This is a genomic window from Streptomyces sp. NPDC058246 (assembly GCF_042881985.1).
Taxonomy (GTDB): Bacteria; Actinomycetota; Actinomycetes; order Streptomycetales; family Streptomycetaceae; genus Streptomyces.
On sequence record NZ_JBHVWZ010000020.1, the window covers coordinates 7,895 to 34,823 of the forward strand.

The window sequence follows — 26,929 nt, forward strand, 5'->3', positions numbered from 1 at the left end:
TGTGCCACGGTGCCCGCGCTCGGCCGCGCGGCCCCAACAGTTCAACCTCCTTTACCTTGTTACCCGGTCGGTGCCCTCTGAAAAACCCCCGGGGTCCCGGCGGCGGGCCCACCGGGCGCGGGGGCCCCGCCGCTCCGTACCCGCTGTCAGTGCTCTGCGGCCGGCACCAACTCGTCCTCCGCCTCGCCCTCCGGCGCCGTCGGCGTCCGGCCCGGCAGGAACACGGCCACGACCACCGCGCCGACGATCGCGACACCCGCACCGCACAGGGCGGTGACGTGCATGGCGTGCAGGAAGGCCTCGTTGGCGGGGGCGACGAGGGCGTTGCCCTGGGGGCCGAGCTTGGCGGCGACGCCGAGGGTGGCCTCGATGGACTCGCCCGCCGTGTGGCGCAGGCCGGCCGGGACGAGGCCGAGGCTGCCCTCGATGCCGTTGCGGTAGGACGTGGAGAGCACGGAGCCGAGGACCGCGATCCCGAGGGCGCCGCCGACCTGGCGGAAGGTGTTGCTGAGCGCGGAGGCGGAGCCCGCCTTCTCGCGTGGCAGGGCCTGCATTATCACGACACTGGTCGGGGTCATGATGTGCGCCATACCCGTGCCCATCAGGAAGAAGATGACTTCGAGCAGCCAGATCGGCGTGTCCGCCTCCAGGGCGGCGAACGCGGCCAGCATCGCCGCGATGATCAGCAGCCCCGCCGTGCAGGTGGCCCGGTTGCCGAAGCGGTCGACGACGAGCCGGGCGCGCGGCGCGAAGATGATCTGCGCGGCGGCCAGCGGCAGCATCAACAGACCGGTCTGCAGCGGTGAGTAGCCGCGCACGCTCTGTGTGTAGAAGACGGAGAAGAACGTCACGCCCATCAGCGCGAAGAAGACGAGCGCGATGGCGGCGATCGCGGCCGAGAAGACCTTGTTCTTGAAGTACGTGACGTCGATGGACGGGTGGTCGCTGCGCTTCTCGTACACGACGAATCCGGCGAGTACGGCGAGTCCGGCCACGATGGTGACGAGCACCGTCGGGTCCGTGAAGTCGGCCAGCTGACCGCCCTTGATGATGCCGTAGACGAGCAGCACGAGCCCGATGACCGACAGGACGACACCCATCGCGTCGACACGGCCGGGGTTCGGGTCACGCGAGTCCGGGACCAGCCAGACCATCAGGACGAGCGCGAGAATCACGATCGGCACGTTGATCAGGAAGACCGAGCCCCACCAGAAGTGGTCGAGCAGGATGCCGCCGGTGATCGGGCCGATCGCGATGGCGAGGCCGACGCCGCCGGCCCAGATGCCGATGGCCTTGGGCTGCTCGTCGCGCTCGAAGACGTTCATCAGGACGGCGAGGGTCGCGGGCATCACGAAGGCGGCGCCGAGGCCCATCAGCGCGCGGAACACGATGAGTTGGACCGGTGAGCCGGACTCCGCGGCCAGCGCCGATCCGATCCCGAAGACGGCGAGACCGGCGAGCAGCACCTTCTTGCGGCCGAGCCGGTCGCCGAGCAGGCCCGCGGTGAAGAGCAGGCCCGCGAAGACGAGCGTGTAGGCGTTGATGGCCCACTCCAGCTCGCTCTGGGTGGCCCCCAGGCCGGTGGGCGCGGGTGTCGAGATCGTCTTGATCGCGACGTTCAGGATGGAGTTGTCGAGCACCACGATCAGCAGGCTGAGCATCAGCGCGCCGAGGATCGCCCAGCGGCGCCGGTGCACCGCCTCGGGCACACGTCGATCGGCAGGAGGAGCGGAAGTCGTCATGCGAAACACCCTAGCGAGATTCGATACGGCACCGTCTCGTATCGGAAAGGCTTTACGCAGAACTTACGAAGAGACCTAGGACCATGGGACCGGGACCTCGGCGGGGACCCCGGCCGGCCCTGCCACCTCTGGCTCGCGGGCCCGCCACCTCTGGCTCCCGGACCTGCCACCTCTGGGCCCCTGGCCGGCGCCGCACGCGGTCCCGGCCCATGCCCGTACGCGGTCCCGGCCCATGCCCGTACGCGGTCCCGGCCCATGCCCCGCACGCGGTCCCGGCCCATGCCCGTACGCGGTCCCGGCCCATGCCCCGCACGCGCGATCGGGGTCACTCGCCCCGGTCTAGCCGAGCGTGGCACGAGGTGCCACCATGGAGGGGATCCGGGGACGCCGTCAGGGCGCCTCGAGATGACAGAAGGAGCCGTTGCGATGACGCAGCTCTCGGCTGCCCCGAAGCAGTCCGCGCAGGGTGTGCGCCCGTCCACCGACAGCAGCAAGGCGCTGTACGGGGGCAAGAGCACCCGCCGCATCACGGTGCGCGACCTCACCGCCGCCAAGGAGCGCGGCGAGAAGTGGCCCATGCTCACCGCGTACGACGCCATGACCGCCTCCGTCTTCGACGAGGCCGGCATCCCGGTCATGCTGGTCGGCGACTCGGCGGGCAACTGCCACCTGGGGTACGACACGACCGTGCCCGTCACCCTCGACGAGATGACCATGCTCTCGGCCGCGGTCGTCCGGGGCACCAGCCGTGCCCTGATCGTGGGCGACCTGCCCTTCGGCTCGTACCAGGAAGGCCCGGTCCAGGCGCTCCGCTCGGCCACCCGTCTCGTCAAGGAGGCCGGGGTCGGCGCGGTGAAGCTGGAGGGCGGCGAGCGCTCGCACCGCCAGATCGAGCTGCTGGTCGAGTCCGGCATCCCGGTCATGGCGCACATCGGCCTGACCCCGCAGTCCGTGAACGCCATGGGCTACCGCGTGCAGGGCCGTGGCGAGGAGGCCGCGCACCAGCTGCTGCGGGACGCCAAGTCGGTGCAGGACGCGGGCGCTTTCGCCGTGGTCCTGGAGCTGGTCCCGGCGGAGCTGGCCGCCGAGGTCACGCGCACCCTGCAGATCCCGACGGTGGGCATCGGCGCCGGTCCGGAGACCGACGCGCAGGTCCTCGTCTGGACCGACATGCTCGGCCTGACCGGCGGCAAGGTACCGAAGTTCGTGAAGAAGTACGCCGACCTGCGCGAGGTCATGGGCAGCGCGGCGAAGGCGTTCGCCGAGGACGTCGTCGGCGGAACGTTCCCGCTGGAGGAGCACTCCGTCCACTGACGCGCTCGCGGCACCGTTCGAGCCACTGCGGCACCAAGGCAACCCGCCGATCTTCCCCCGTCGGCGGGTTGTCGCCGTTCTACACCCGCTCGCGTATCCGCTTCAGCAGCAGCGCCCCGTCCTCCCCCGCGAACCACCGCGCGTGGTCCACGAAGTACGCGTACGCCAGCGCCGTGTTCGTGGCGGAGCGGGTGACGCCGTAAGCGCCTGCAGGTAGATGCCGAGGCCCTTCTCGGCGCCGGCGTACTCCGCGAAGACGGCGCCCACCACGGCGTAGATGATGCTCACGCGCAGGCCGGTGAAGAAGTGGGGCAGCGCGCTGGGCACCCGGACGAGCCGGAAGGCGCGGATCCGGCCGGTGCCCAGGGAGCGCAGCAGGCGCATCGCGTCGCGGTCGGCGGCGGCGAACCCGGCGGCCAGGTTCGCGGCGAGCGGGAAGAACGTCGTCAGGGTCACCACCAGCATCTTCGGCAGCAGTCCGGCCACATTCCGGGAAGCCGCAGCCTTCCCGGGCGGGAACTGCTCGACGAGGCCGGGCGGTTCCTGCCGTCCGAGGAGCTGGCCGCGCGGGTGGGCGCCGTCCTCGACCAGAGCGCCTCGCCCGTGGTCCTGTACTGCGGCGGCGGCATCTCCGCCGCCGGTGCCGCCCTCGCGCTCACCCTGCTGGGCCGCGAGGACATCACGCTCTACGACGGCTCCCTGGAGGAGTGGTCGGCCGACCCGGCACTGCCGATCGGCCGGCTCGGCTGAGCCGCGCGGACACCGCGCAGTCGGCGGCGTACGGGCGGGTGTCGGTGAGGTGTCGGCGGATCCCGGTGCGGTGTCGGCGGCCTGTCGGTGGTTTGTCGGTGGCGGCTGGCACCTTGATGGGCATGACGCGAATCGACGAGAAGTCCCGACGAGAGGGTGCCGGCCGCACTGCCGTCACCGTACGGGGGCTGGTCAAGCACTACGGCGAGACCAAGGCGCTGGACGGTGTGGACCTGGACGTGCACGAGGGCACCGTCCTGGGTGTGCTGGGTCCCAACGGCGCCGGCAAGACCACCCTCGTCCGCTGCCTGTCCACCCTCATCACCCCCGACGCCGGGCAGGCCACGGTCGCCGGTTACGACGTGCTGAAGCAGCCGCGGCAACTGCGCCGCGTGATAGGCCTCACCGGCCAGTACGCCTCGGTCGACGAGAAGCTCCCGGGCTGGGAGAACCTCTACATGATCGGGCGGCTGCTCGACCTGCCCCGCAAGGACGCCCGCCGGCGTGCCGACGAACTACTCGAGCGGTTCTCGCTCACCGAGGCGGCCAAGCGCCCGGCATCGACGTACTCCGGCGGTATGCGCCGCCGGCTCGACCTGGCCGCCTCCATGATCGGCAACCCGGCCGTGCTGTACCTCGACGAGCCGACGACGGGCCTCGACCCGCGCACCCGCAACGAGGTGTGGCACGAGGTCAAGCGGATGGTCGCCGACGGCGCCACCGTGCTGCTCACCACCCAGTACATGGAGGAGGCCGAGCAACTGGCCTCCGAGCTGACGGTCATCGACCGCGGCAAGGTCATCGCGAACGGCCGGATCGACGAGCTGAAGGCCCGGGTCGGCGGCCGTACGCTGCGGGTCCGCCCGCTGGACCCGCTGGAGCTGCGCCCGCTGGCCGCGATGCTCGACGAGCTGGGCCTGACCGGCCTCGCCGCCTCGGCCGTGGACACCGAGACCGGCACCGTCCTGGTTCCGATCCTCAGCGACGAACAGCTCACCGCCGTGGTCGGCGCGGTCACCGCGCGCGGCATCACGATCGGCTCCATCAACACCGAACTGCCCAGCCTGGACGAGGTGTTCCTGTCCCTCACCGGCCACAAGGCCAGTGCCCCGCAGGACGCCACCCCCGCCGCCCGCGCCTACGAGGAGGTCTCCGCATGAGTACCGCCGTTGTCGAAGCCCCCCTCGCCGCACAGGGCGACACCCGTATCTCGCCCCGCGCGCACGCGCGCCACATCGGCGCCCTGGTCCGCCGCAATCTGCTGTGGATCCGGCAGGACCCGGAGTCGATGTTCGACGCGGTCCTGATGCCGATCGTCTTCACCCTGCTGTTCGTGTACGTCTTCGGCGGCTCCATCGGGCAGTCGCTCGGCGGCGGCCAGGACCAGTACGTGCAGTACGTGGTGCCCGGTCTGATGGCGATGACGGCCATGAACATCGCCACGGCCGTCGGCACCGGCTTCAACCAGGACTTCCAGACCGGTGTGATGGACCGCTTCCGCACCCTGCCGATCGGCCAGGGCTCGGTGCTCTTCGCCAAGATCGTGGTGGAGCTGATGCGGATGCTCGTCGCGACGACGATCCTCATGATCGTCGGCGTGCTGGTCGGCTTCGACATCACCAACTGGCCGGGCCTGTTCGCCGCTGTGGGGCTCGCGGTCCTCTTCGGCTCGGCCCTGATGTGGATCTTCCTGGTCCTCGGTGTGACGATGAAGAACGCCCAGTCCGTGCAGGCGATGGGCTTCCTGGTGCTGATGCCCCTCCAGTTCGGTTCGTCGATCTTCTCGCCGACCCAGACCATGCCCGGCTGGTTGCAGAACTTCACCGACTACAACCCGCTGTCCTCGCTCGCCGACTCCGCGCGCGGTCTGATGGTGGGCGGTCCGGTCACGCACGACCTGTGGGTGACCCTCGCCTGGACGGCGGTCCTCACGGTGGTCATGGCGCCGATCGCGATCCACAAGTTCCGTACCAAGAACTGACCTTCCCACGCCCGTGCATGTCCCCCGGTGTGCAGGGACCCCGGTGAGTACAGCCGCCGGTGTGCACAGCCCTCGGTGTGCACAGCCCCCGGTGTGCACAGCCCCCGGTCCGCGTCAGATGAGGGCGGCGGCCTCCTCCGCGGAGAGCCCGTCGCCCTCGGCGTACGCCGCCTCGTACGCCGCGTCGTCGAGGACGGCCCGCACCCCCGCCTCCGCCCCACGGCGCACCTCGGTCTCCGTCGGAGCCGGGAAGTGACCGGGCGGCAGCAAGGAGTCGGCGGCGCCCAGGAGCCGGGCCGCGTCGCGGGCGCGGCTGCCGCCGTCCAGGCCGGTCAGGGCGATGGCCGCGGTGGTCAGATGCGTGGACGTCATGTTCGGCGTCATCAGCTGCGTCAGCGGATCCATGGCCCGCTCCATCGCCTTCCGGGCCTTGTCCAGGGCGCTCGCGTAGTGCCCGTCGACCGCGTCCAGCCAGGCCTCCACGCCGACCACGAAACCGTCGAAGACCACGAAGGTGCTGGCCGCGAAGTCCTCGCGGAGCAGCCGCAGTTGCTCGCGGGCCTCGGGAACCCGGTCACTGCGGCCGAGCCACAGCGCGAGGAAGAGCCGGCCCGCGGGCATGGCCTCGTTGACGGCGCCGTGGCCCATCGCCAGCACCTCGCGCAGCATCCGCTCGCCCTTCTCGGGCTCCCCCAGCTCGATGTACACGGTGCCGAGCCGGACGTTGAGCACGGCCAACTGGGAGCGCGCGCCCAGCCGTTCGGCGTACGCACCCGCCGCCGCGTAGTCCGCGGCGGCGGCCCGGTAGTCGCCCTTGCGCTCATGGGCCTCGCCGCGCGCGGAGAGCGACTCGGCCGCGCCCCAGGCGTCCCCGATCCGGGTGAAGATCTCCAGGGCCTCGTCGGCGTCCTGGGTCGCGTCGCCCGCCATGTCGGCGCGGTTGGCGCGGATGTTGGCGCGCATCTGGAGGGCGACGGCGAGTTCCCACTCGAAGCCGAACGCGCGGCAGGCGCGCACCGTCCCGTCGATGGCCTTCTGCACCAGGTCCAGGTCGGCGCTGAGCACCACGGCGTAGAACCAGAGATTGCCGGGACTGCGACAGGTCTGCGGGAGGCCGGGCGCGTACGTCTCCCTGATGGCGCGCAGCTTCCCCTGCGCCTGCGGGGTCTGCCAGGCATCCAAGTCCATGTCCATGCAGGCGAGATGGACGAGGTGGACACCGCGCCGGGCCTCGTCGAGGACCTCCGGGCGCATCGGCGGCGGTTCGGCCGTGCAGCTCTCGTGCAGCGGGACGGCCGGGCGCGGCGGCGGCGCGAAGGGGTCGGGGCCGAGGGCCATGACCTCGTGGGACCAGGCACGGGCCTCGATGCGCTGGTCGCGGATCTGCCAGTACCAGCACAGGGACAGCACGAGGCAGATCGCCTCCTGCTCGTCGCGCTCGGCGACGGCGTGCCGCAGGGCGGTGCGCACGTTCTCATACTCGCGTTCGAGCAGGGCGATCGCCGCGCCCTGTCCGGGGCCGCGCAGGGCGGGGTCGGTGGTGCGGGCGAGTTCGCGGTAGTACGTGAGATGGGCGCGCTCGGCGGGGCGGCGGTCGCCCGATTCGTCGAGGCGCTCGCCGGCGTACTCGGCGACGGTCTCCAGGAGCCGGTAGCGCATCTCCCCTTCGCTCGAAGGCGCCGCGACGACAAGGGACTTGTCGACGAGCGAGCCGAGCGCCTCCAGGGCGGCCGGCCCGCAGACCCCCTCGGCGGCGGCGAGGTCGCAGCCGCCGGCGAAGACGGACAGCCGCCGTAGCACGTACCGCTCGTCCTCGTCGAGCAGGTCCCAGGACCAGTCGACGACGGCGCGCAGGGTCTGCTGCCGGGGCAGGACGGTGCGGCTGCCCGAGGTCAGCAGCCGGAAGCGGTCGTCGAGCCGGTCCGCGATCTGACGCGCGGTGAGCATCCGCAGCCGGGCGGCGGCGAGTTCGATGGCGAGCGGCAGACCGTCGAGACGCCGGCAGATCTCGGCGGCCGCCGCCGCGGTCTCGGCGTCGGCGTCGACGCGGAAGCCGGGGCGGGCCGCGGCCCCTCGGTCGGCGAGCAGCCGCAGCGCGACGGGCTCCGGGAGCGGCTCCACCGGACGCAGCAACTCCCCCGGTACGCCGAGGGGTTCGCGACTGGTGGCGAGTACGGTCAGTCCCGGACAGCGCTCCAGCAACTCCTCGACGAGATGCGCGGCGGCGTCCACGACGTGCTCGCAGTTGTCGAGGATGAGCAGCATGCGCCGCTTGGCGCAGTGCTCGGCGAGCCGGGTGACCGGGTCGTCGTGCCGCTCGGTGCCGGCCCGCATCTCCTCCGCGCCGGCACCCCGTAGCACGGTCTCCCGCGCTCCGACGGCCGTGAGCACGGCCTCGGGCACCGCCTTCGGGTCGTCCACCGGTGCCAGCTCGGCCAGCCACACCCCGTCCCGCGCCGCGTACGCCACGGCCTCCGCCGCCTCCTGCGACAACCGCGTCTTCCCGGCCCCGCCGGGCCCGAGCAACGTCACCAGCCGCGCCGCCGCGAGATCGCCACGGATGGCATCGATGTCCGCTTCCCGGCCCACGAAGGAGGTGAGTCGGGCTCGGAGATTGCCGGGGGGCGGGGACGGGTGCGGGTGCGGGTACGGGTGCGCGGGGCGGGTTACGGAGAGGGGGGCGGGCTGTTCGGCGGGGGTTAGGTGGTTTTCGGTGGGGGCGGCTTCGGCGAGGGCGGCTTCGGTGGGGGTGAAAGCACCTGCGGTGGGGGCGAGGGCGGCTTCGGTGGGGGTGAAAGCACCTGCGGTGGGGGCGAGGGTGCCTGCGGCGCGTGGGGTGTCGTCTTCGGTTCGGGGGGTGTCGTCTTCGGTACGGGGGGTCTCGCCTGCAGCGCGGGGGGCCTCACCTCCGGCCCGGAGGGTGCCGCCTCCGACGCGGGAGGGCTCCCCTCCGGCGTGGGGCGTGCCGCCGGCGCCGGGGAAGGCGTCTACGGCGCGGGATCGGGCGGCAGGCTGCGCGCTGTCCGGGCCGGAGGCGCCCTCGCCCGGGGTCAGCAACTCCCCATGCAGGGCGCGGAGTTCGGGACCGGGGTCCGAGCCCAGGCGGTCGGACAGGAGCTCGCGTACGGACTCGTACGCGGCGAGGGCCTCGGCGGGGCGGCCGGCGGCGCGCAGGGCGCGGAGGCGGAGGGCGTGGAGGGGCTCGTCCAGGGGATGGAGGTCGCAGAGGGCGGTGAGCTCGGGCAGGACCTGTTCGGCCTGCCCGAGGGCCAGCGCCGCCGTGAGGCGGGCGCGCCGGACGTCGAGGCGGCGGGTCTCCCAGCGGGCCGCCTCGGCCGTACGGTCCGGGAGGTCGGAGAGGGCCGGGCCGTGCCACAGGGCGAGCGCGTCGTCGAGGACCGCCGCGGCCTTCGCCGGATCGCCGTCGGCGAGCGCGCGCGTGCCCTCTCCCGCGAGCCGCTCGAAACGGTGCAGGTCGACGTCGTCGGCCACCGCGGCGAGCCGGTATCCGCCGTCCACCGACTCCACCGCGTCCGGCCCGAGCGCCCTGCGCAACCGGCCGACCAGTGCCTGTAGCGCGCCGGACGCGTCGGCGGGCGGGTCGCCGTGCCAGACCTCGTCGACCAGGACGACCACGGGTACGGTCCGTCCGGGCCGCAGCGCGAGCACGGTCAACAGGGCGCGCAGCCGCGCCCCGCCGACCGGGGCGGGGGTGCCGTCGGAGCGGAGTGCCTGGGTGGTGCCGAGGATGCGATAGCGCACGGGGTCCATTGTCTCCGGTAGGAGCCCGGCCCCGCCCCCGGGTTTCGCCGAGCGATATATCGCCGAGCAGATCTGCTGAGCTGTCCTTTCTTACCGTTCCTACGAACTCACCGCCCGTTCCTACGAACTCACCGCCCGTTCCTACGAACTCACCGCCCACCGGCGCCCGGCCCGGCGGCCGCTCCTCGATCTGGTTGGCGCTACACCGCCTCGGCGATCGTCCCGGGCACACCTCGGGCGACTCCATTCCGGCGTGACGACTGCCAGGAACCTCTTGCCGCCCGCGGGACGTTCTCCCCAGACCACCGGTACGGTCGACCAGCACACCGCCGCCCACCTCCTGGAGCCCACCCCATGACCACCGCAGCCTCCCGCCGCAGCGACCGGAGGATCAGCCCCGTCTTTCTCGGGATCGTGGCCGTCATGGCGGTGACCGGCTGGGCGACCTGGACCGGGTTCGCCGAGGAGCCCGGTGTGGCCGTGTTCCTCTTCGTGACCGCCGCGTGGATCGTCTCGCTCTGCCTGCACGAGTACGCGCACGCCCGCACCGCCCTGCACAGCGGGGACATCTCGATCGGCGCGAAGGGCTATCTGACCCTGAACCCGCTGAAGTACACGCACGCGCTGCTGAGCATCGTGCTGCCGGTGATCTTCGTGATCATGGGCGGGATCGGTCTGCCGGGCGGCGCGGTCTTCATCGAGCGGAACCGGATCCAGGGCCGCTGGAAGCACAGCCTGATCTCGGCCGCCGGGCCGCTCACGAACGTCCTCTTCGCCGTCGTGTGCACCGCGCCGTTCTGGCTGCACGCCCTGGACGGGGTCCCGGGCTCGTTCCGCTTCGCGCTGGCCTTCCTCGCGCTGCTCCAGGTCACGGCCGCGATCCTGAACTTCCTGCCGGTCCCGGGCCTGGACGGCTATGGCGTGATCGAGCCATGGCTGTCGTACGACATCCGCCGCCAGGTGGAGCCGTTCGCGCCGTTCGGCCTGCTCGCGGTGTTCGCGGTGCTGTGGATCCCGTCGGTGAACACCACGTTCTTCGACGCGATCCACTCGATCCTGAACGGACTGGGGATCACGGACTATCAGACCTTCTGCGGCCAGGACCTGTACCGCTTCTGGCGCGGCACCGACCCCTACTGCGTGGTCACCCGGTGACGGACCCGGACCCACCGCGCGCCTTGCCGCGCCGCGCGTAGTACCACGTCATGTTGGACGACAGCCCCGCCAGCAGCACCCACACGATCCCCAGCCAGCTGCCCTGGGCGAAGGAGACCACGGCCGCGGCGACGGAGAGGACACAGACGGCGAGGGTGTAGAGGGCGAGTCGCCGGGACGGGTCGGATGGGGAAATGCGGGGCATGGAACCGGCTCCTGTCGGGGGACACTGCTGGGCACCAGTGTCCCCCACGCGACACGCGCGGCCGATGCGGCCTACACGTCCGTCACCCGCAGGCCCGCGTGCGCCTTGTAGCGGCGGTTCACGGAGATCAGGTTGGCGACCAGGGCCTCGACCTGGTGGGCGTTGCGCAGGCGGCCGGAGAAGACGCCGCGCATGCCGGGGATGCGGCCGGCGAGGGCCTGGACGATCTCCACGTCGGCGCGCTCCTCGCCGAGGACCATCACGTCGGTGTCGATCTCCTCGATCTCCGGGTCCTGGAGGAGGACGGCCGAGAGATGGTGGAAGGCGGCGGTGACGCGCGAGTCGGGCAGCAGGGCGGCGGCCTGCTCGGCGGCGCTGCCCTCCTCCGGCTTCAGCGCGTACGCGCCCTTCTTGTCGAAGCCGAGCGGGTTGACGCAGTCGACGACGAGCTTGCCGGCCAGCTCCTCGCGCAGGGATTCGAGGGTCTTGCCGTGACCCTCCCACGGCACCGCGACGATCACGATGTCGCTGCGGCGCGCGCACTCGGCGTTGTCGGCGCCCTCGACGCCGTGCCCGAGCTCCTCGGCGGCGCTCTCGGCGCGCTCGGCGGCGCGGGAGCCGATGATCACCTTCTGGCCGGCCCTGGCGAGCCGGTAGGCGAGTCCCTTGCCCTGCGGTCCGGTGCCGCCGAGCACGCCGACGACGAGCCCGGACACCTCTGGAAGGTCCCAGGGGTCCTTGGCAGGGGCCTTCGGGGCGGGTTCGGTGGAGGCACTGTCAGTAGAGGTCATGGGCCGACTTTACGTGCGCGGATCGCGCGCGTGCGGGTCAGGTGAGCGCGGACAACGGGATCCGCCGGAAGGTGATCGTCTCGTACGCGCCGAAGTCGCCCGTTTCGTAGAGGAGGCCGACGGTCGTGGCGTCGACCCGTACGAGATCGGAGTACGCGGCGGGCAGCCCGTCCACGGTGTGCGCGGGCCGCCAGGTGGTGCCGCCGTCGGTGGAGGCGCGCACGGTCATCAGGGCGCGGAAGGCGGGGTCGGCGGGGCCCGAGTACAGGAGCAGGTCGGGGTCGCGGAGCTGGAGGAGGCTGCCCTGGACCACGGGGGTGACGAGCCCGGCCTGCGGGCGGAAGGGCTTCTCCAGGGTCCTGCCGCCGTCGCGGGAGTGGGCGTCGGCGCGATTGCCGGGGGACGGGGAGTCGTTGCGGGTGTTGAAGTAGACACGTCCGTCCGGGAGTTCGGCGGCGGTCGTCTCGTTCACGTTGACATAGCCGTTGGTGTTCTCGTCGAGATAGCCGAGGTACCACTTCTCGCCGCGGTCGTCGCTGAGCAGGCAGTGGCCGCTGTTGTACTTCGCCTCGGTGCCGTTGTCCGTGCCGGTGGGCGGCAGGGTGTGGTTGCCGGGGACGACGACCCGGCCGGTGCTGAGCTGGATCGCGTGCCCCGGTGTGGTGGCGTACCACCGCCAACTCGCCTTCTTCACCTGCCCGGTGATCTCCTTCGGGCTCGACCAGGTGACCCCGTCGTCGTCGCTGTGCTGCACCCACACGCGCCGGCCGTCGGCCGCCTTCACCTTGCCGCGCAGCAGGGCGTCCTCGCTCGCGCCGGCCGCGCTGCGGACGTGTACGAGCAGGACGCGGCCGGTGTCCAGGACGACGGGCGCCGGATTGCCGGCGAGGTTGTCGCCGTTCTTGGCGACGGCCTGGAGCGGGCCCCAGGTGCGGCCGGCGTCCGTGGACCGCTTCAGCACGATGTCGATGTTGCCGGCGTCGCTCGCGGAGGCGACTCTGCCCTCGCAGAAGGCGAGGAGCGTGCCCGTGGACGTGCTGACGACCGCGGGGATACGGAAACTGGCGTAGCCTTCGCGGCCGGCTCGGAACGGGGTGCTGGTCTCGGTCATGGGTGGGCTCCTTGATCCCGCGTGGCGAAGCGCCCTGGGGGGCGGGTGATGCGTGCCTCTGCCCAGCTCGGGCGAATTCGCGATGAACTCCGGGTCACGAGTGGCCGGTTGCGGCAGAATGCGTACGTATGGATGCCGTACGGGTCGCACTGCTGCGTGAAGTGCTCGCCGGGACCGAGTGGTTGGGGGCCACGCGGCGGTTCGCGGGAGCGTTGCGGGGGTCCGTGGTCTCGTACGGGGGCGGGTTGCTGCTGGTGGGCAGTGCGGAGTACGAGCCCTGGCATCTGGCCGCGCATCTGGTGGACGAGGCGGCGTGGTCGGGGACGCCGGAGCTGTCGCCGACGCTGGTGCGGCACGGGGCGCGCGACTCGGATCCGGCCCACCTGGCGGTCGGGCTGGGGCGTATCGAGGCGGCTCGGCGGGGGGAGACGCTGCTGGTGGTGTCGCCGGGGGCGGCGGGGGCTCCGCTGCTGGAGCGGGTGCATGACGCGCGGCGGGCCGGGGCGACCGTGCTGGCGCTCTCCGCGGGGGATGCCGAGCTGCCGGCGCTGGCTCATGAGTCGCTCGCCCTGCCGGCCGACCCTGAGCTGGACCTCGACACCGTGCAGCATCTTGTCAGTGCGGCGGCCGGGGAGAACGCGTTGCCCGCGCCGCGGGGGCGGCGCCGCCTTCGGGACCGGTTGTCGCGGCTCGCGGATCAGTTGACGGCGCCGCCGTCGGCCCGGTGGTAGCGGGGACCGTCCTCGCCTCCTGCCCTCCTGCCCTCCTGCCCTCCTGCCCTCCTGCCCTCCTGCCCTCCTGCTGGCGTCGTCTTCGCCGCTTCGCGGTCGCTCTCCGGCGGGCCACCCGACCCGGCCTCCCACCCGACTCGGCCTCCCCTCCCCACTCGGCCTCCCCTCCCGCCCGCGGCGGACACTCTCGCAAAGGCATCCCGCCCATCCGCCCATCCGCCCGTCTCGGCCTCCTTCCCGCCCGCGGCGGACACCCTTGGGCTGCCCGTCCGCCCGAAAACCTGTTGCCCTCCTCCAGGGCCACGCCGAGCATGACCCGTCGTGACCGACGATGCCCTCCCCTCCGCGACCGTCCGCTCCTCCCGGCTCCGTTCCGTGCTCCCGGATCTCGCTCCCTGGCGGGCCTCCGCCGACTTTCGGCGGTTGTGGGTGGCGGGGCTGATCACGAACTTCGGGAGTTTTCTGACCTTCGTGGCGCTGCCGGTGCAGATGAAGGCGTTGACCGGGTCGGCGGTGGCGGTGGGGGCGATCGGGGCGGTGGAGCTGGTGCCGCTGGTGGTGTTCGGGTTGTACGGCGGGGCGCTCGCCGACGCTCTGGACAAGCGGAAGCTGATCGTCTACACGGAGGCCGGGCAGGGGGTGCTGTGCGCCGGGCTGCTCGTCAACGCGCTGCTGCCACGGCCGGCGGTGTGGCCGCTGTACGCCGTCGCGGGACTTTCCGCCGCGCTGGGCGCCATCCAGCGGCCCGCGCTGGACTCCCTCACCCCGCGGATCGTGGCGCACGCGCACCTGCCGGCCGCCGCCTCCCTCAACTCGCTGCGCTGGACGGTGGGCGGCGTCGCGGGGCCCGCGCTCGCGGGTGTCGTCGTGGCGTACGCCGGGCTCGGGTACGCCTACGCCGTGGATCTGGTGACCTTCGCCGTGTCGCTTGCGCTGAGCGTGCGGATCGCCGCGTCGCCCGCCGCGCACGAGGCCGCGAAGCCGTCGCTGCGGGCCATCGCGGAGGGCGCGCGGTACGCGTGGAGCCGCAAGGAACTGCTGGGGACCTACGCGATCGACCTCGCGGCGATGTTCTTCGCGATGCCGCTCGCGCTGCTGCCGTTCCTCGCGGACGAGCTCGACGCGGAGTGGTCACTGGGCCTGATGTACGCCTCGATCCCGGCCGGATCGCTGCTCGTCAGCCTCACCAGCGGGTGGACCTCGCGGATCCACCGGCACGGGCGGATGGTCGCCCTGGCCGCGGCCTGCTGGGGGCTCGCCATGGCGGCCGCGGGCATCGTGCACAACGTGTGGCTGGTGTTGCTCTTCCTCACCCTCGGGGGCTGCTGCGACATGGTCAGCGGGATCTTCCGCGGGGCCATCTGGGACCAGACGATCCCCGACGAGCTGCGCGGGCGGCTCGCCGGGATCGAGCTGCTGTCCTACTCCGTCGGGCCCACGCTCGGCCAGGTCCGCTCCGGGGGCATGGCCGCGTGGACGAGTGTGCGGACGTCGATCTGGTCGGGCGGTGTCATCTGCGTCGGAGCGGTGGGGCTGCTCGCCCTCTGTCTGCCGAAGCTGATGACGTACGACGTGCGGACGAGTGAGCACGCGGCGCGGTTGCGGGCGGCACGGGAGGCTGTCGCGTGACAGCGGGTCGGCGCTGTCGCGTGACAGCGGGTCGGCGCTGTCGCGTGACAGCGGGTGAGGGTGTGCCCGGCGTGCGGACCGGCCCGGGCTCAGTCCTCGTCGGCTCCCGTCGCCGGCCCCGGGGCGTCATGCCACTTCGGGTCCGTCTCCCATTCGAGGTTGCGCTCCCGCGCGATCTCCATCGCGTGCTCGGCCTCCTCACGGGTGCCGTACGGCCCGAAGCGGTCCTTGGCCGGGCACTCGGGGCCCTCCTCGACCTTCTTGTGCTCCAGGCAGTAGTACCACTCGCCGGGCTTGCCGACGGTGCGCTTCTTGAAGAGGGCCATGAACGGCTCCTTTCGCCACGGACATGGTCCCCCATGCCCGCTGGTTAGACTCGCTGGCATGTCTGGCCAGTCGCTGCTCGTACCAGGGGAGCTCTCTCCCACCCGTCCCGTCCCGGGAAACATCCGGCGTCCCGAGTACGTGGGCAAGCCCGCCCCCACGCCGTACACCGGACCGGAAGTGCAGACGCCCGAGACGATCGAGGCGATGCGGATCGCCGGGCGGATCGCCGCGCAGGCGATGGCGGAGGCCGCGAAGCTCATCGCGCCGGGTGTGACGACGGACGAGCTGGACCGGGTGGCGCACGCCTACATGTGCGACCACGGCGCCTACCCCTCGACCCTCGGCTACCGCGGCTTCCCCAAGTCGCTGTGCACCTCCGTCAACGAGGTCATCTGCCACGGCATCCCGGACTCCACCGTCCTGCGGGACGGCGACATCATCAACCTCGACGTGACGGCGTACATCGGCGGGGTGCACGGTGACAACAACGCGACGTACCTGGTCGGTGACGTCGACGAGGAGTCGAGGCTGCTGGTCGAGCGGACCCGGGAGTCCCTCGCCCGTGCCGTCAAGGCGGTCAAGCCCGGCCGCCAGATCAACATCATCGGGCGCGTGATCGAGTCGTACGCGAAGCGGTTCGGGTACGGGGTGGTGCGGGACTTCACCGGTCACGGGATCAACTCCTCCTTCCACTCCGGACTGATCATTCCGCACTACGACAGTCCGCACGCGACCACCGTCATCCAGCCCGGGATGACCTTCACCATCGAACCGATGCTCACGCTCGGCACGCATGAGTACGACATGTGGGACGACGGGTGGACCGTCGTGACGAAGGACCGGAAGCGTACGGCTCAGTTCGAGCACACGCTGGTGGTGACGGACAGCGGGGCGGAGATCCTGACCCTGCCGTAGCACCGGCTCCTCCCCTCCTCCCCTATGGCCCGCTCTGCCCCGGCAGGGCGGGCTTTCCTGTGCCGTCTTTCCCGTGGGGGCTCACTCATGTGGGCTTGATCGGAAATCGGGGTACCGTTTTACCGACAGGATGTCGGGAAATGCTTGACTTAGGTAAGCCTTAGTCAAGAAGCTGAGACCGGTCTCTCGTCCCTCCCCCTTCGGCTCCGGAGGCCTCATGAACGCGACGGACACGGCGGGCACCGCCTTCTCGGCACTCATCCGCACCGCCTCGCACGAGCAGCACACGGAGGCGGAGACCTCGACGTTCATGAGCGACCTGCTCGGCGGCCGGCTGGGCGTCGACGCGTACGCGCGTTACACCGAGCAACTGTGGTTCGTGTACGAGGCGCTGGAGGCGGACGCCGAGCGGCTGGCGGCCGATCCGGTGGCCGGGCCCTTCATGCGGCCCGAGTTGCCGCGCCGCGCCGCCCTGGAGCGCGACCTGGCCCATCTCCGGGGATCCGACTGGCGCGCGACGCTCACCGCGCTGCCCGCGACCCGTGCCTACGCCGCCCGGGTGACCGAGTGCGCCCGGCACTGGCCCGGAGGCTATGTGGCGCACCATTACACCCGCTACCTGGGCGACCTCTCCGGCGGCCAGATCATCCGCGGCAAGGCCGAGCGGACCTGGGGCTTCGCCCGCAAGGGCGACGGCGTCCGTTTCTACGTCTTCGAGGACATCACCAACCCGGCCGCGTTCAAGCGGGGTTACCGCGCACTGCTGGACAGGGTGCGGGCCGACGATCTGGAGAAGCAGCGGATCATCACCGAGTGCAAGCGGGCGTTCGCCCTGAACACGGCGGTCTTCCGCGCACTGGGGGAAGAGTTCCCCCTGACCGCCTGAGCGCTGACCGCGTGACCGTCTGGCCCCTGACCGCCCGACCGCTGACCGCCTGGCCCCTGACCGCCTGACCGCTGACCGCTGACCGCTGACCGCTGACCGCTGACCGCGTGACCGTCTGGCCCAAGACCGCCCGACCGCTGACCGCCTGGCCGCCTCGGGGCTCCGCCCCGGCCCGGGGCTTTCCGCGACCCTTACGGGGCGCGCCTCCTCACCGCTCCAGCCGTACCCGTCCCCCCAACTCCACCCATCCCCCCGGCTGCGGCGCCGTGAGAATCTGGGACCCCGCCCCCTGGACGATATTGAGCGCCCGCCCGAGGCGAGCGGTCAGCTGCAGGGCCGCCGCACCCGTCGCCTCGTCCTCCTCCACACCGTCCCCTCGCCCGGGGAAGCCACGGGCCCGGATCCGACCCGCCGCCTCGTCCTCCCACGCCCAGGCGTAGATCCACTCCCCGGGCTCGGGCACGATCAGCGCGTCGACCTCGGCGGCCGTGGCGTACCGGCGCAGCGTGCGCGGTTGCGGCCACTCCGGACGAGCCTCGATCCAGCTGAACTCACCGTCCAGCCGGGTGCCCACCACCCCGGCGGGCGTGACGAGTTCGGGCACGTCGAGGAGCCAGGCCGCGCCCACACACGGGTACCCGGCGAACGGAAGCCGCACGCTGGGCGTGTAGATGTCGATGACCCCACGCTCGGGGTCGTCCACGAACACGGTCTCGCTGAACCCGAGCTTCGCGGCGAACGCCTGCCGTTCCTCGCGTTCGGGCATCACCGAGCCCTCACGCACGACCCCGAGCTCATTGCCGTACCCGCCACCGGGTCCGCAGAAGACCCGCAGCACGTCGTAGTCAGTCACTCCGGCATTCAAACATCACGCGCGCCGCGAGCGGGTCCCAGGCCGCGGGACCGCCCGGCAGCGGCCAGGAGCGCGTGCGCCCGCGCTCGTACGAACCGGCGCTTTCCCGGCCCTCGCGAGCGGAGTGAGCTGAATCACGGAAGGGGTGGGTATGAGTCAGGTAAGCCTCAGGTAAGTTAGGCCAGCCTCACCAATCCTGCACGGAGTACTCCGTGCCGCCTGTCCGAACTTCTCTTGGAGCCTGAATGCGAGCCGTCCGACTCTCAGTTGTCACCGCAGCCGCCACCGCGGCCGCTCTGACCGCCGTCACGGGCTGCACCGAGAAGAGCGACGCCAAGGGCGGCGACGCGATCCAGGTGACCGCCGCCGACTCCACGTGCGACACCTCCGCCAAGACGGTCCCGGCCGGCCAGGTCACGCTGAAGATCGAGAACAAGGGTTCCAAGGCGACCGAGGTCGAGATCGTCTTCCCGGACGACCGGATCGTCTCCGAGAAGGAGAACATCGGGCCGGGCACCAAGTACACGCTGACCGCCGAGGTGAAGGCGGGCTCGTACGAGATCGCCTGCCGTCCGGGCATGAAGGGCCACGGCGTACGCCAGAAGCTCACGGTCACCGGCGGCAAGGCCGCCGCCCGGCGTGACCCGCGCCTCGACAAGGCCGTCGCCGCCTACCGCGCGTACGCGCAGGAGCAGGCCGACGCGACGCTGCCCAAGGCGGAGGCCTTCGCCAAGGCCGTCAAGGCCGGGGACATCGAGACCGCGAAGAAGGAGTTCGCCGACTCGCGCCTCGGCTGGGAGCGCACCGAGCCCGTCGCGGAGTCCTTCGGTGACATCGACCCGAAGGTCGACGTCCGCGAGGACGGCCTGGAGGAGGGTCAGGATCCGGCCACGGACTGGACCGGCTGGCACCGCCTGGAGAAGTCCCTCTGGCAGGACAAGAAGATCGGCGACCGCGAGAAGGAGCTCGCCGGCCGGCTCGTCACCGACCTGACCGACTGGCAGAAGCGGGTCGGCAAGGCCGAGATCACCCCGACCTCCATGGCCAACGGCGCCAAGGAGCTGCTCGACGAGGTCGCCACCGGCAAGGTCACCGGCGAGGAGGACCGCTACTCGCACACCGACCTGAGCGACTTCAAGGGCAATGTCGAGGGCGCACAGAAGGCGTACGAGCTGCTCAAGCCGGTCGCCAAGGAGAACGACGCGGCGCTGACGACGGAGCTGGACAAGCAGTTCGCGGCGCTGAACACGCTGCTGGACACCTACCGCACGGACAAGAGCTCGTACGACTTCACCTCGTACGACAAGGTCGGCAAGGACGACCGCAAGGAGCTCTCGGACGCGGTCAACGCGCTCGCGGAGCCCCTGTCCAAGCTCGCCGCCGCCGTCGTGAAGTAGGAGCCGCGCCATGACGGACACCACGGAAGCCACGGAAGCCACTCCTGAGGTGGCGGGCAGCCCCGCCCCTTCCCGGCGCTCGCTGATCGGCTGGGGCGGCGCGGGCCTCGCGCTCGGTGCCGCGGTGGCCGGCGGCGCGGTGGCGATGACCCGCACCGGCGACGACGTCGACCCGGCCGCCGCCGAGAGCGGCGCCGCGGTCGCCTTCCACGGCACGCACCAGGCGGGCATCGCGACCGCGGTGCAGGACCGGCTGCACTTCGCCGCGTTCGACGTGAAGACGGACGACCGCGCCGAGTTCGTCCAGCTGCTGAAGGACTGGACCGAGGCCGCACGGCGGATGACCGCCGGGCACGCGGTCGGCGAGGGCGCGTACGGCGGACTGGCCGAGGCGCCGCCGGACGACACCGGTGAGGCGCTGGGCCTCAAGCCGTCCCGGCTGACGCTGACGATCGGCTTCGGGCCCTCCTTCTTCGAGAAGTTCGGGCTGCGGGACCAGCGGCCCGAGGCGCTGGTGGACCTGCCGAAGTTCCCGGGCGACAACCTGGAGAGGGCGCGCAGCGACGGCGACCTGTGCGTCCAGGCGTGCGCGGACGACCCGCAGGTCGCGGTGCACGCCATCCGCAACCTCGCCCGCATCGGCTTCGGCAAGGTCGCGATCCGCTGGTCGCAGCTGGGCTTCGGCAAGACGTCCTCGACGACGCCGGACGCGCAGACCCCGCGCAACCTGATGGGGTTCAAGGACGGCACCCGCAACATCGCGGGCACCGAGACGGACCGGCTGAAGAAGTTCGTGTGGGTCGGCGACGGCGACGGTCCCGGCTGGATGACCGGCGGCTCGTACCTCGTCGCCCGGCGCATCCGTATGAACATCGAGACCTGGGACCGCACCTCGCTCCAGGAGCAGGAGGACGTCTTCGGCCGCGACAAGGGCGAGGGCGCTCCGGTCGGCAAGGCCAAGGAGCGCGACGAGCCGTTCCTGAAGGCGATGAAGCCGGACGCGCACGTGCGGCTCGCGCACCCCCACGCCAACGACGGGGCGACGATCCTGCGCCGCGGCTACTCCTTCACGGACGGCACGGACGGTCTCGGCCGTCTGGAGGCGGGCCTGTTCTTCCTCGCGTACCAGCGTGACGTCCGCAAGGGCTTCATCCCGGTGCAGCGGAACCTCTCCCGCTCCGACGCGCTCAACGAGTACATCCAGCACGTGAGTTCGGCGATCTTCGCCGTCCCGCCCGGCGTCCGGGACAAGGACGACTGGTGGGGCCGGGCGCTGTTCTCCAAGGAGGCGTAGCCGTGTTCGGCAACTATCTGATCGGCCTGCGCGAGGGTCTGGAAGCCAGCCTCGTCGTCTGCATTCTCATCGCCTATCTGGTGAAGACCGGGCGGCGGGACGCCCTGCGTCCCATCTGGATCGGCATCGGCGTCGCGGTCACGCTCGCGCTGGGCTTCGGCTGCGTGCTCGAATTCGGTTCCCAGGAAATGACGTTCAAGGCCCAGGAGGCACTCGGCGGTTCGCTGTCGATCTTCGCGGTGGGCCTGGTGACGTGGATGGTCTTCTGGATGCGGCGCACCGCCCGGCATCTGAAGTCGGAGCTGCACGGCAAGCTGGACGCGGCCCTCGCGATGGGCACGGGCGCGCTGGTGGCGACCGCGTTCCTGGCGGTCGGCCGGGAGGGCCTGGAGACCGCGCTGTTCGTGTGGGCGTCGGTGCACGCGGCCAGCGACGGCACGCCGCGCCCGCTGATCGGTGTCGCCCTGGGCCTGGCCACCGCGGTCTTCCTCGGCTGGCTCTTCTACCGTGGCGCCCTGAAGATCAACCTGGCCAAGTTCTTCACCTGGACCGGCGGCATGCTGGTCGTGGTCGCGGCGGGTGTGCTCGCGTACGGCGTCCACGACCTCCAGGAGGCCGACTTCGTCCCGGGCCTGACGAGCCTCGCCTTCGACATCAGCGGCACGATCCCGCCGACGAGTTGGTACGGCACCCTCCTGAAGGGTGTCTTCAACTTCCAGCCCGACCCGACCGTCCTCCAGATCACGGTGTGGGCGCTGTACCTGGTCCCGACGCTCACGATCTTCCTCGCCCCGGTAGGGTTCGCCTCCGGGAAGGGGAAGGTGAAGGTACCTGATGAGCAGGGATCGCGTGGGTCGCAGCCGACGAAGGCTTCGTAGTCCGAACCGTCTGAACCAATTCGCCCTGGCAACGGGGGCGGTGACCGTTCTGTCCTTGACGGCGAGCGGTTGCGTGGTGGTGCACGGCGAGCGGGAGGTCGTACCGGCGGCGACACGGGCCGAGGCCGCCCGCGCGCTCACGGACTTCACCACCGCGTACAACAAGGCGGACAAGGCGTACGACAGTTCGCTGGACGCGGACCGGGTCACCGGGCCGCTCGCCGACATCGACGGCGCCAAGCTCAAGGCCGGGCAGAAGAACCACCCGGCTGGCAATCCGGCACCTTCGCCGCTGAAGTTCAGTGACGCCAAGTTCGTGATACCCGAGAAGGCCGCCTGGCCGCGCTGGTTCGTGGCCGACACCGCGGCCAACAAGGGCCTGCCCAGCAGCCGTTGGCTGCTCGTCTTCACCCGCGGCAGCGCGAACGACATGTGGCAGGTCTCGTATCTGACCGTCCTCGCCGCCGCCGACGTACCGAAGTTCGCGACGGACGAGCACGGCTGGGCCCAGCCGGTCACGGCGGACGACGCGGCCCTGGCGGTCGAGCCGGAGAAGCTGAGCCAGTCGTACTCGACCTATCTGAAGGCCGGCGGCGGCACCTTCGCCGCGGGCACGCACACCTCGCAGTGGCGGGCCCAGCGCAAGAAGTTCGCCAGCAAGCCCGGCCTCGCCCGCCAGTACATCGACGAGCCGCTCACCTCGGGCGACTACGCCCCGGTGGGCCTGCGCACCTCGGACGGCGGAGCCCTGGTCTTCTTCACCACCCACCGCTACGAGAAGCAGACCGCCGCGACGGGCACCGAGATCCCGGCGCCCAGCGCCGACGTCCAGGCCCTGACCACCGGCGAGATCAAACAGTCCCTCACCCTGGAGTTCATCTCCAACCAGGCAGCACTGGACCCGGCGAAGGCCTCGCCGGGCAAGGGCGTGTCCATCCTGGGGAGGATCGAGGGGCTGACGGGGGCGAAGGGCGAGTAGCGGGGGCCGCGCGACGGCCACGGCCGCCGGACAGCCACCACCGCCACGAGCGGACCCGGGCCGCTTGCGACGCCGGGTGCCGTGCGATCAGGGTTCAGCCCTCGACTGCGATCAGGGTTCAGTCCCCGCCAGGGTTCAGCCCCGGTGGGGCCAAGCCGCCAGCTGCTCCGACTCGTTCTCCCCCGCGTAGCGGGCACACGCGTCGGTCAGGATCTCGAGCAAGGTGAGCGGATCCGGCAGGGCGTGCTCAGGTCCCCGTACCCACTCGACCGTCAGGTCGCCCGGCAGCCGCGCCGGCGGGACAAGGACGTACGACCCACGACAGTGCCACCGCAGCCCCGGGTGCTCGTCCATCGTCTCGGGATGGCAGTCCAGCTCGCACGGCCACCACTCGTCCTCGTCCTCGGGCGTACCCCGCGTCGCCGTGAAGAAGAGCATCCGGTCACCGCCCGACTCCGCGACGGGCCCGACCTCGATGCCGGAGGCCAGCAGCCGCTCCAGCGCCTCGCGCCCGGCGTCCAGCGGCACATCGAGAACGTCGTGCACCATGCCGGTCGCGGTGATGAAGTTGGCCTTCGGCTGATGCCGGGCCCATCGCTCGATCTGCGCGCGGTCGGTGGTGGACTGCGTCTGCCAGGCGAAGGAGACGGGGTGACGGGCGGGAGTGGGACAGCCGACGCGGTCACAGGAACACCGGTAGCCGGAGGGGTGGGCGGCCTGCGCGAGCGGCAGCCCCGCGGCGGCGGCGGCGAGCAGCAGGGCCTCACGCCCGCTGTCCCCGTTGTCCACAGGACCCTTGGGCCGGCGTCCGCGCAGCCATTGGGAGATCCTGCCCTGCGCGCCGGAGCGGTTGCCGAACTCTGCGCTCATCTATCCCCTCGCCTAGCCGTAGTGCCCACGTCTTGCCTGCCCATCGTCCCACCATCCTGCGCTCCGGGTGGCCAGAGCCCACATCCGGGGTGGGCGGGGCGACGCGTCCCCGCCCCGGATCGGGTGTCATTGCCAGCTTTGCGTCGCTTTGGCCCCCTACGGTGGTCGCCATGGTCACACGGACGGTGTTCATGGGTCTGGCCGCCGGTCTCGTCTCCCTCGCGCTCGCCGGGCCCGGCGGCGGACCCTCCCCGCTGGAGTGGGGGGCGGCGCCGCTGACGGTGGACGGACTCCCCCGGATCGTCCAGGTCGCCCACCGCGGCGGGGCTCGCGAAGTCCCGGAGAACAGCATGTCGGGCCTGACGGCGGCGTACGAGCGCGGAACGGCGCAGGTGCTCGACCTCGACACCCGGATACTGCGCGACGGGACCGTGGTGGTCCTGCACGACGCGACCCTGAACCGTACGACCGACGCGCGCGGCCCGGTGCGGGCGCTGACCCTGCGGGACTGGCGGCGGGTGCGGCTGCGCCCCTCGGACGCGGTCCCCGGGACCTGGCGTTCCGAGCGGCCACCGACCGTCGCCGAGGTACTGGACCGCTTCGGCGGGCGGATCGTGCTGACACTGGAGGCCAAGGACCCCGGGAGCCTGGACACGCTCGCCGCGATGATCCGCGCCCGCCGTCTGACCCGCTCGGTGGTCGTGAACTCCAACGACCCGGCGGTCGCCCGGCGCGCCCACCGCCTGGGCCTGATCAGTCAGTTGTGGCGCTCGGCGGCCCAGCTGCGCACCGACCGTCCGGAGCGCTGGGCGTCGTTCGTCGACATTCTCGACGTCGACCACAAGGCGCGCGAGATCGATCTCGTACGGGCGGTGCGCTCCGGTGTCCCTCGCGTGTGGGCGCACACCGTGAACACTCCCGGCCGACGCGACCGGGCGCTCGCGCTGGGCTGCGACGGAATCGTCACGGACGCCCCGGGACGGCTGGCGTCCGCGTCTTCCGCGTCTTCCGCGCCTGCCGCGCCTGCCGCGCCTGCCGCGCCTGCCGCACCTTCCGCGTCCTCCGCGTCCTCCGCGTCTCGCGCCGCTCAGCGCGGGGCGAGGCCGTGGAGGGCGTAGTCGACGAGGGTGTCCGTGTAGGCGTACGAGATCGGGGCGGTGCGCTGGAGCCATCGCTGGGCGAGCGGGGAGACGAACAGTTCCAGGGCGATACGGAGGTCGAGGTCCGGGCGTACATCGCCCTTGTCCTGCGCCGAACGCAGTCGCCGCACATACAGCTGGAGTTGGGGTTCGAGGAGCTTGGCCACGAACTCCGCGCCGAGCCGCTCGTTGACCAGGCCCTCGGCGGCCAGGGCCCGGGCGGGGGCCTCGAACCGGGGGTCCCGCAGCTGGTCCACGGTGGCGCGCAGCACCAGCTTGAGGTCGGCCTCCAGATCCCCCGTGTCAGGAATCGCATACGACTCCTGCCCCATCTGCCCGTCCTGCCGCGCCGGCCCGTCGTGGCCGCCCTGCCCGTCCTGCTCGCCGTGTCCGTCGTGTCCCGCCGCTTGCGCGGCCTGCTCGCCGAGGTCCATGAAGGCGTCGAGGAGTACGTCCGCCTTCGACGACCACCAGCGGTAGATCGTCTGCTTGCCGACGCCCGCGCGGGCGGCGATGCCCTCGATCGTCGTCCTGGGGTAGCCGATCTCGCCGACGAGGGCGAGGGCGGCGGCGTAGATCGCGCGACGCGACTTCTCACTGCGGCGAGTGGAGTCGGGGGTGGGCTTGGGCTGTGGGGCCATGGGCTGAACTTATCAGGGCGACGATACGGCGCGTCTCGCCTCAGACGGGGAGTGTGTTCGCCCTCGCCGCCCCTACCCGTCCCGTACCTGGGCTCCGTCCGGTACCTGGGGCTCCGTCCCGGACCCCGTTCGCGCAGTTCCCCGCGCCCGTGTCCAGGGGCCGGGGGCGGCAGCCCGCGCACAACCACCCGTTCGCCTCCCGCCCGGAGGGCACCGCACGCCGCACCATGGGCCTCAACAGCCACACCCACCCCCGCGGTTGCGTAAGGAGCCTTCCTTGCCCACTCCCCGCCACGCCACCCCCCGCCGCTACCTCATGTGCCCACCCGCACACTTCGAGGTCACCTACGCCATCAACCCCTGGATGGACCCCACCAAGCCCGTCGACGTACCGCTCGCCGTCGCCCAGTGGGAAGACCTCCGCGACCGCTACCGCGCCCTCGGCCACACGGTCGAGGAGCTCATCCCCCGCCCCGGCCTGCCGGACATGGTCTACGCGGCGAACGGCGCGACCGTCGTGGACGGCAGGGTGCTCGGCGCCCGGTTCGCGTTCCGCGAGCGCGAACCGGAGGCGGCGGCGCACCTGGAGTGGTTCCGCGCGCACGGGTTCGCGCACGTACGCGAGCCGGTCCACATCAACGAGGGAGAGGGCGACTTCGCGGTCACCGCGTCGTATCTGCTCGCGGGGCGCGGCTTTCGCGCGAGCCCCCTCTCGCACGGCGAGGCGCAGGAGTTCTTCGGCCGCCCGGTGATCGGGCTGGACCTCGTCGAGCCGCGCTACTACCACCTCGACACGGCCCTCGCCGTCCTGGACGACGCGGCGGACGAGGTCATGTACTACCCGTCCGCCTTCTCCCCCGGCAGCCGCGAGGTGCTGCGTCGCCTGTTCCCCGACGCCCTGATCGCCACCGACGACGATGCCGCCGCGCTCGGCCTCAACGCGGTCTCGGACGGCCTGCACGTGCTGCTCCCGCAAGCGGCGACGGGCCTCTTCCACCCCCTCCGGCAACGCGGCTTCGAGCCCCTCGGCATCGACCTGAGCGAACTCCTCAAGGGCGGCGGCAGCGTGAAGTGCTGCACCCAGGAGCTGCGGGACCACGGCTGATCAGCGGGAGCAGCCGCCCGCCGGCTACCGCCGGCGCTCACCACCACGCGGTCGGATACACCTCTCGCTGGAGGCGGGCGGAGAGCGTCTGCACCACGACGAGCAGCAGTGCGCCGGCGGCCAGCAGGGGCACGAAGCGGTGGGCGGGCGGGTCGGTGAGCATGATCATGACGGCCGTCGCCATGGCCGGCGGATGGGCCGCTTTGAGCACGAGCACCAGTCCACAGGCGATGCCGCAGGCCACGGCGGCGGCCCATGGGCCGTGCCAGCCGAGCCCGAGCACCGTGAAACAGACCAGGCAGGACAGCATGTGACCGCCGACGACATGGCGGGGCTGGGCGAGAGGCGAGTCGGGGGTCGCGGTGACGATCGCCGTCGTGGCCGCGAGCGGCGGCACGAGGACCGTCTCGTGCGTGAGCGCGCCCACGGCCACCAACACGGCCAATCCGACCGACGTGGTCACGGACGCCGACA

Annotated in this window: 26 protein-coding genes; 15 read left to right on the top strand and 11 right to left on the bottom strand. The window is 71.7% G+C overall.

Going from position 1 to position 26,929, the window contains the following annotated elements; translation table 11 throughout:
- Nucleotides 1–146 precede the first annotated feature (146 nt).
- Complete coding sequence (locus ACFVXA_RS26080; RefSeq protein ID WP_362026115.1) at nucleotides 147–1,742, bottom strand: MFS transporter; 1,596 nt, start codon at nucleotides 1,740–1,742, stop codon at nucleotides 147–149.
- A 426-nt stretch (nucleotides 1,743–2,168) separates the two neighbouring features.
- On the opposite strand from ACFVXA_RS26080, the gene panB reads away from it, so the two are divergent.
- The gene (panB, locus tag ACFVXA_RS26085) at nucleotides 2,169–3,056 is read left to right on the top strand and encodes a 3-methyl-2-oxobutanoate hydroxymethyltransferase (RefSeq protein WP_383747433.1); all 888 of its coding nucleotides are present in this window, start codon (nucleotides 2,169–2,171) and stop codon (nucleotides 3,054–3,056) included.
- Nucleotides 3,057–3,158: 102 nt separating this feature from the next.
- Here panB and ACFVXA_RS26090 read toward each other — a convergent pair whose 3' ends face one another.
- Entirely contained in the window at nucleotides 3,159–3,542 is a 384-nt protein-coding gene (locus ACFVXA_RS26090) for an ABC transporter permease (RefSeq protein WP_390026893.1), read from the bottom strand.
- A 33-nt stretch (nucleotides 3,543–3,575) separates the two neighbouring features.
- Between ACFVXA_RS26090 and ACFVXA_RS26095 the strand changes: the two genes are divergently transcribed.
- The 3 genes from ACFVXA_RS26095 to ACFVXA_RS26105 all read left to right on the top strand — a co-directional run bounded on the left by ACFVXA_RS26095 (nucleotide 3,576) and on the right by ACFVXA_RS26105 (nucleotide 5,787).
- Nucleotides 3,576–3,806: a rhodanese-like domain-containing protein gene (locus tag ACFVXA_RS26095; RefSeq protein WP_390026995.1), complete on the top strand. Its 231-nt coding sequence runs from the start codon at nucleotides 3,576–3,578 to the stop codon at nucleotides 3,804–3,806.
- A 122-nt stretch (nucleotides 3,807–3,928) separates the two neighbouring features.
- Nucleotides 3,929–4,966 carry an ATP-binding cassette domain-containing protein gene (locus ACFVXA_RS26100; protein ID WP_362026337.1) on the top strand — a complete coding sequence of 346 codons (1,038 nt, stop codon included), beginning with the start codon at nucleotides 3,929–3,931 and terminating at the stop codon, nucleotides 4,964–4,966.
- Entirely contained in the window at nucleotides 4,963–5,787 is an 825-nt protein-coding gene (locus ACFVXA_RS26105; RefSeq protein WP_383908694.1) for an ABC transporter permease, read from the top strand. Before ACFVXA_RS26100 ends, ACFVXA_RS26105 begins: the two co-directional genes overlap by 4 nt.
- Before the next feature lie 114 nt (nucleotides 5,788–5,901).
- Here ACFVXA_RS26105 and ACFVXA_RS26110 read toward each other — a convergent pair whose 3' ends face one another.
- A complete protein-coding gene (locus tag ACFVXA_RS26110) occupies nucleotides 5,902–9,558 on the bottom strand; it encodes a BTAD domain-containing putative transcriptional regulator (RefSeq protein WP_390026895.1) in 3,657 nt (1,218 codons plus the stop codon).
- Nucleotides 9,559–9,903: 345 nt separating this feature from the next.
- Here ACFVXA_RS26110 and ACFVXA_RS26115 point away from each other — a divergent pair, with 345 nt between their 5' ends.
- Nucleotides 9,904–10,704: a site-2 protease family protein gene (locus ACFVXA_RS26115; RefSeq protein WP_384401086.1), complete on the top strand. Its 801-nt coding sequence runs from the start codon at nucleotides 9,904–9,906 to the stop codon at nucleotides 10,702–10,704.
- Here ACFVXA_RS26115 and ACFVXA_RS26120 read toward each other — a convergent pair.
- The 3 genes from ACFVXA_RS26120 to ACFVXA_RS26130 all read right to left on the bottom strand — a co-directional run bounded on the left by ACFVXA_RS26120 (nucleotide 10,694) and on the right by ACFVXA_RS26130 (nucleotide 12,811).
- A complete protein-coding gene (locus ACFVXA_RS26120; protein ID WP_362026102.1) occupies nucleotides 10,694–10,909 on the bottom strand; it encodes a hypothetical protein in 216 nt (71 codons plus the stop codon). The genes ACFVXA_RS26115 and ACFVXA_RS26120 overlap by 11 nt on opposite strands.
- A 71-nt stretch (nucleotides 10,910–10,980) precedes the next feature.
- On the bottom strand, nucleotides 10,981–11,700 hold the full coding sequence (gene npdG / locus ACFVXA_RS26125) for an NADPH-dependent F420 reductase (RefSeq protein ID WP_362026100.1): 720 nt from the start codon (nucleotides 11,698–11,700) through the stop codon (nucleotides 10,981–10,983).
- Between the two features lie 37 nt (nucleotides 11,701–11,737).
- Entirely contained in the window at nucleotides 11,738–12,811 is a 1,074-nt protein-coding gene (locus tag ACFVXA_RS26130) for a sialidase family protein (RefSeq protein ID WP_362026097.1), read from the bottom strand.
- Between the two features lie 128 nt (nucleotides 12,812–12,939).
- Between ACFVXA_RS26130 and ACFVXA_RS26135 the strand changes: the two genes are divergently transcribed.
- A complete protein-coding gene (locus tag ACFVXA_RS26135) occupies nucleotides 12,940–13,542 on the top strand; it encodes a hypothetical protein (protein WP_384025650.1) in 603 nt (200 codons plus the stop codon).
- Nucleotides 13,543–13,863: 321 nt separating this feature from the next.
- Nucleotides 13,864–15,171 carry an MFS transporter gene (locus ACFVXA_RS26140; RefSeq protein ID WP_384025653.1) on the top strand — a complete coding sequence of 436 codons (1,308 nt, stop codon included), beginning with the start codon at nucleotides 13,864–13,866 and terminating at the stop codon, nucleotides 15,169–15,171.
- Between the two features lie 89 nt (nucleotides 15,172–15,260).
- On the opposite strand, the gene ACFVXA_RS26145 is transcribed toward ACFVXA_RS26140, so the two are convergent.
- Nucleotides 15,261–15,497 (bottom strand): hypothetical protein, encoded by a 237-nt coding sequence (locus ACFVXA_RS26145; protein ID WP_362026088.1) that lies wholly within the window; start codon nucleotides 15,495–15,497, stop codon nucleotides 15,261–15,263.
- Nucleotides 15,498–15,555: 58 nt separating this feature from the next.
- Between ACFVXA_RS26145 and map the strand changes: the two genes are divergently transcribed.
- On the top strand, nucleotides 15,556–16,413 hold the full coding sequence (gene map / locus ACFVXA_RS26150; protein ID WP_383747448.1) for a type I methionyl aminopeptidase: 858 nt from the start codon (nucleotides 15,556–15,558) through the stop codon (nucleotides 16,411–16,413).
- 217 nt (nucleotides 16,414–16,630) lie between these two features.
- Nucleotides 16,631–17,299, top strand: coding sequence for a heme oxygenase (biliverdin-producing) (locus tag ACFVXA_RS26155; RefSeq protein WP_383747450.1), 669 nt, complete (start codon nucleotides 16,631–16,633; stop codon nucleotides 17,297–17,299).
- Nucleotides 17,300–17,507: 208 nt separating this feature from the next.
- On the opposite strand, the gene ACFVXA_RS26160 is transcribed toward ACFVXA_RS26155, so the two are convergent.
- The gene (locus ACFVXA_RS26160) at nucleotides 17,508–18,152 is read right to left on the bottom strand and encodes a PhzF family phenazine biosynthesis protein (protein WP_383747452.1); all 645 of its coding nucleotides are present in this window, start codon (nucleotides 18,150–18,152) and stop codon (nucleotides 17,508–17,510) included.
- 245 nt (nucleotides 18,153–18,397) lie between these two features.
- Here ACFVXA_RS26160 and efeO point away from each other — a divergent pair, with 245 nt between their 5' ends.
- From efeO to ACFVXA_RS26180, 4 genes are read left to right on the top strand one after another with little or no spacing between them, the layout of a single operon-like run.
- Nucleotides 18,398–19,549, top strand: coding sequence for an iron uptake system protein EfeO (gene efeO, locus ACFVXA_RS26165; RefSeq protein ID WP_362026077.1), 1,152 nt, complete (start codon nucleotides 18,398–18,400; stop codon nucleotides 19,547–19,549).
- A gap of 10 nt (nucleotides 19,550–19,559) precedes the next feature.
- Entirely contained in the window at nucleotides 19,560–20,843 is a 1,284-nt protein-coding gene (efeB, locus tag ACFVXA_RS26170; RefSeq protein WP_383908679.1) for an iron uptake transporter deferrochelatase/peroxidase subunit, read from the top strand.
- A 2-nt stretch (nucleotides 20,844–20,845) separates the two neighbouring features.
- A complete protein-coding gene (gene efeU, locus ACFVXA_RS26175; RefSeq protein WP_362026071.1) occupies nucleotides 20,846–21,721 on the top strand; it encodes an iron uptake transporter permease EfeU in 876 nt (291 codons plus the stop codon).
- Nucleotides 21,678–22,700, top strand: coding sequence for a hypothetical protein (locus tag ACFVXA_RS26180; RefSeq protein ID WP_390026898.1), 1,023 nt, complete (start codon nucleotides 21,678–21,680; stop codon nucleotides 22,698–22,700). The genes efeU and ACFVXA_RS26180 overlap by 44 nt, the downstream gene beginning before the upstream one ends.
- Before the next feature lie 135 nt (nucleotides 22,701–22,835).
- Here ACFVXA_RS26180 and ACFVXA_RS26185 read toward each other — a convergent pair whose 3' ends face one another.
- Complete coding sequence (locus tag ACFVXA_RS26185) at nucleotides 22,836–23,570, bottom strand: bifunctional DNA primase/polymerase (protein WP_362026066.1); 735 nt, start codon at nucleotides 23,568–23,570, stop codon at nucleotides 22,836–22,838.
- A gap of 170 nt (nucleotides 23,571–23,740) precedes the next feature.
- Here ACFVXA_RS26185 and ACFVXA_RS26190 point away from each other — a divergent pair, with 170 nt between their 5' ends.
- Nucleotides 23,741–24,688: a glycerophosphodiester phosphodiesterase gene (locus ACFVXA_RS26190; RefSeq protein WP_390026901.1), complete on the top strand. Its 948-nt coding sequence runs from the start codon at nucleotides 23,741–23,743 to the stop codon at nucleotides 24,686–24,688.
- On the opposite strand, the gene ACFVXA_RS26195 is transcribed toward ACFVXA_RS26190, so the two are convergent.
- Nucleotides 24,658–25,350, bottom strand: a complete 693-nt coding sequence (locus ACFVXA_RS26195; RefSeq protein WP_390026903.1) for a TetR/AcrR family transcriptional regulator — start codon at nucleotides 25,348–25,350, stop codon at nucleotides 24,658–24,660. The two genes, ACFVXA_RS26190 and ACFVXA_RS26195, sit on opposite strands and share 31 nt — an antisense overlap.
- A 277-nt stretch (nucleotides 25,351–25,627) precedes the next feature.
- Between ACFVXA_RS26195 and ddaH the strand changes: the two genes are divergently transcribed.
- On the top strand, nucleotides 25,628–26,455 hold the full coding sequence (ddaH, locus tag ACFVXA_RS26200; RefSeq protein ID WP_362026058.1) for a dimethylargininase: 828 nt from the start codon (nucleotides 25,628–25,630) through the stop codon (nucleotides 26,453–26,455).
- A gap of 37 nt (nucleotides 26,456–26,492) precedes the next feature.
- On the opposite strand, the gene ACFVXA_RS26205 is transcribed toward ddaH, so the two are convergent.
- Entirely contained in the window at nucleotides 26,493–26,918 is a 426-nt protein-coding gene (locus ACFVXA_RS26205; RefSeq protein WP_362026055.1) for an HPP family protein, read from the bottom strand.
- Nucleotides 26,919–26,929 lie beyond the last annotated feature (11 nt).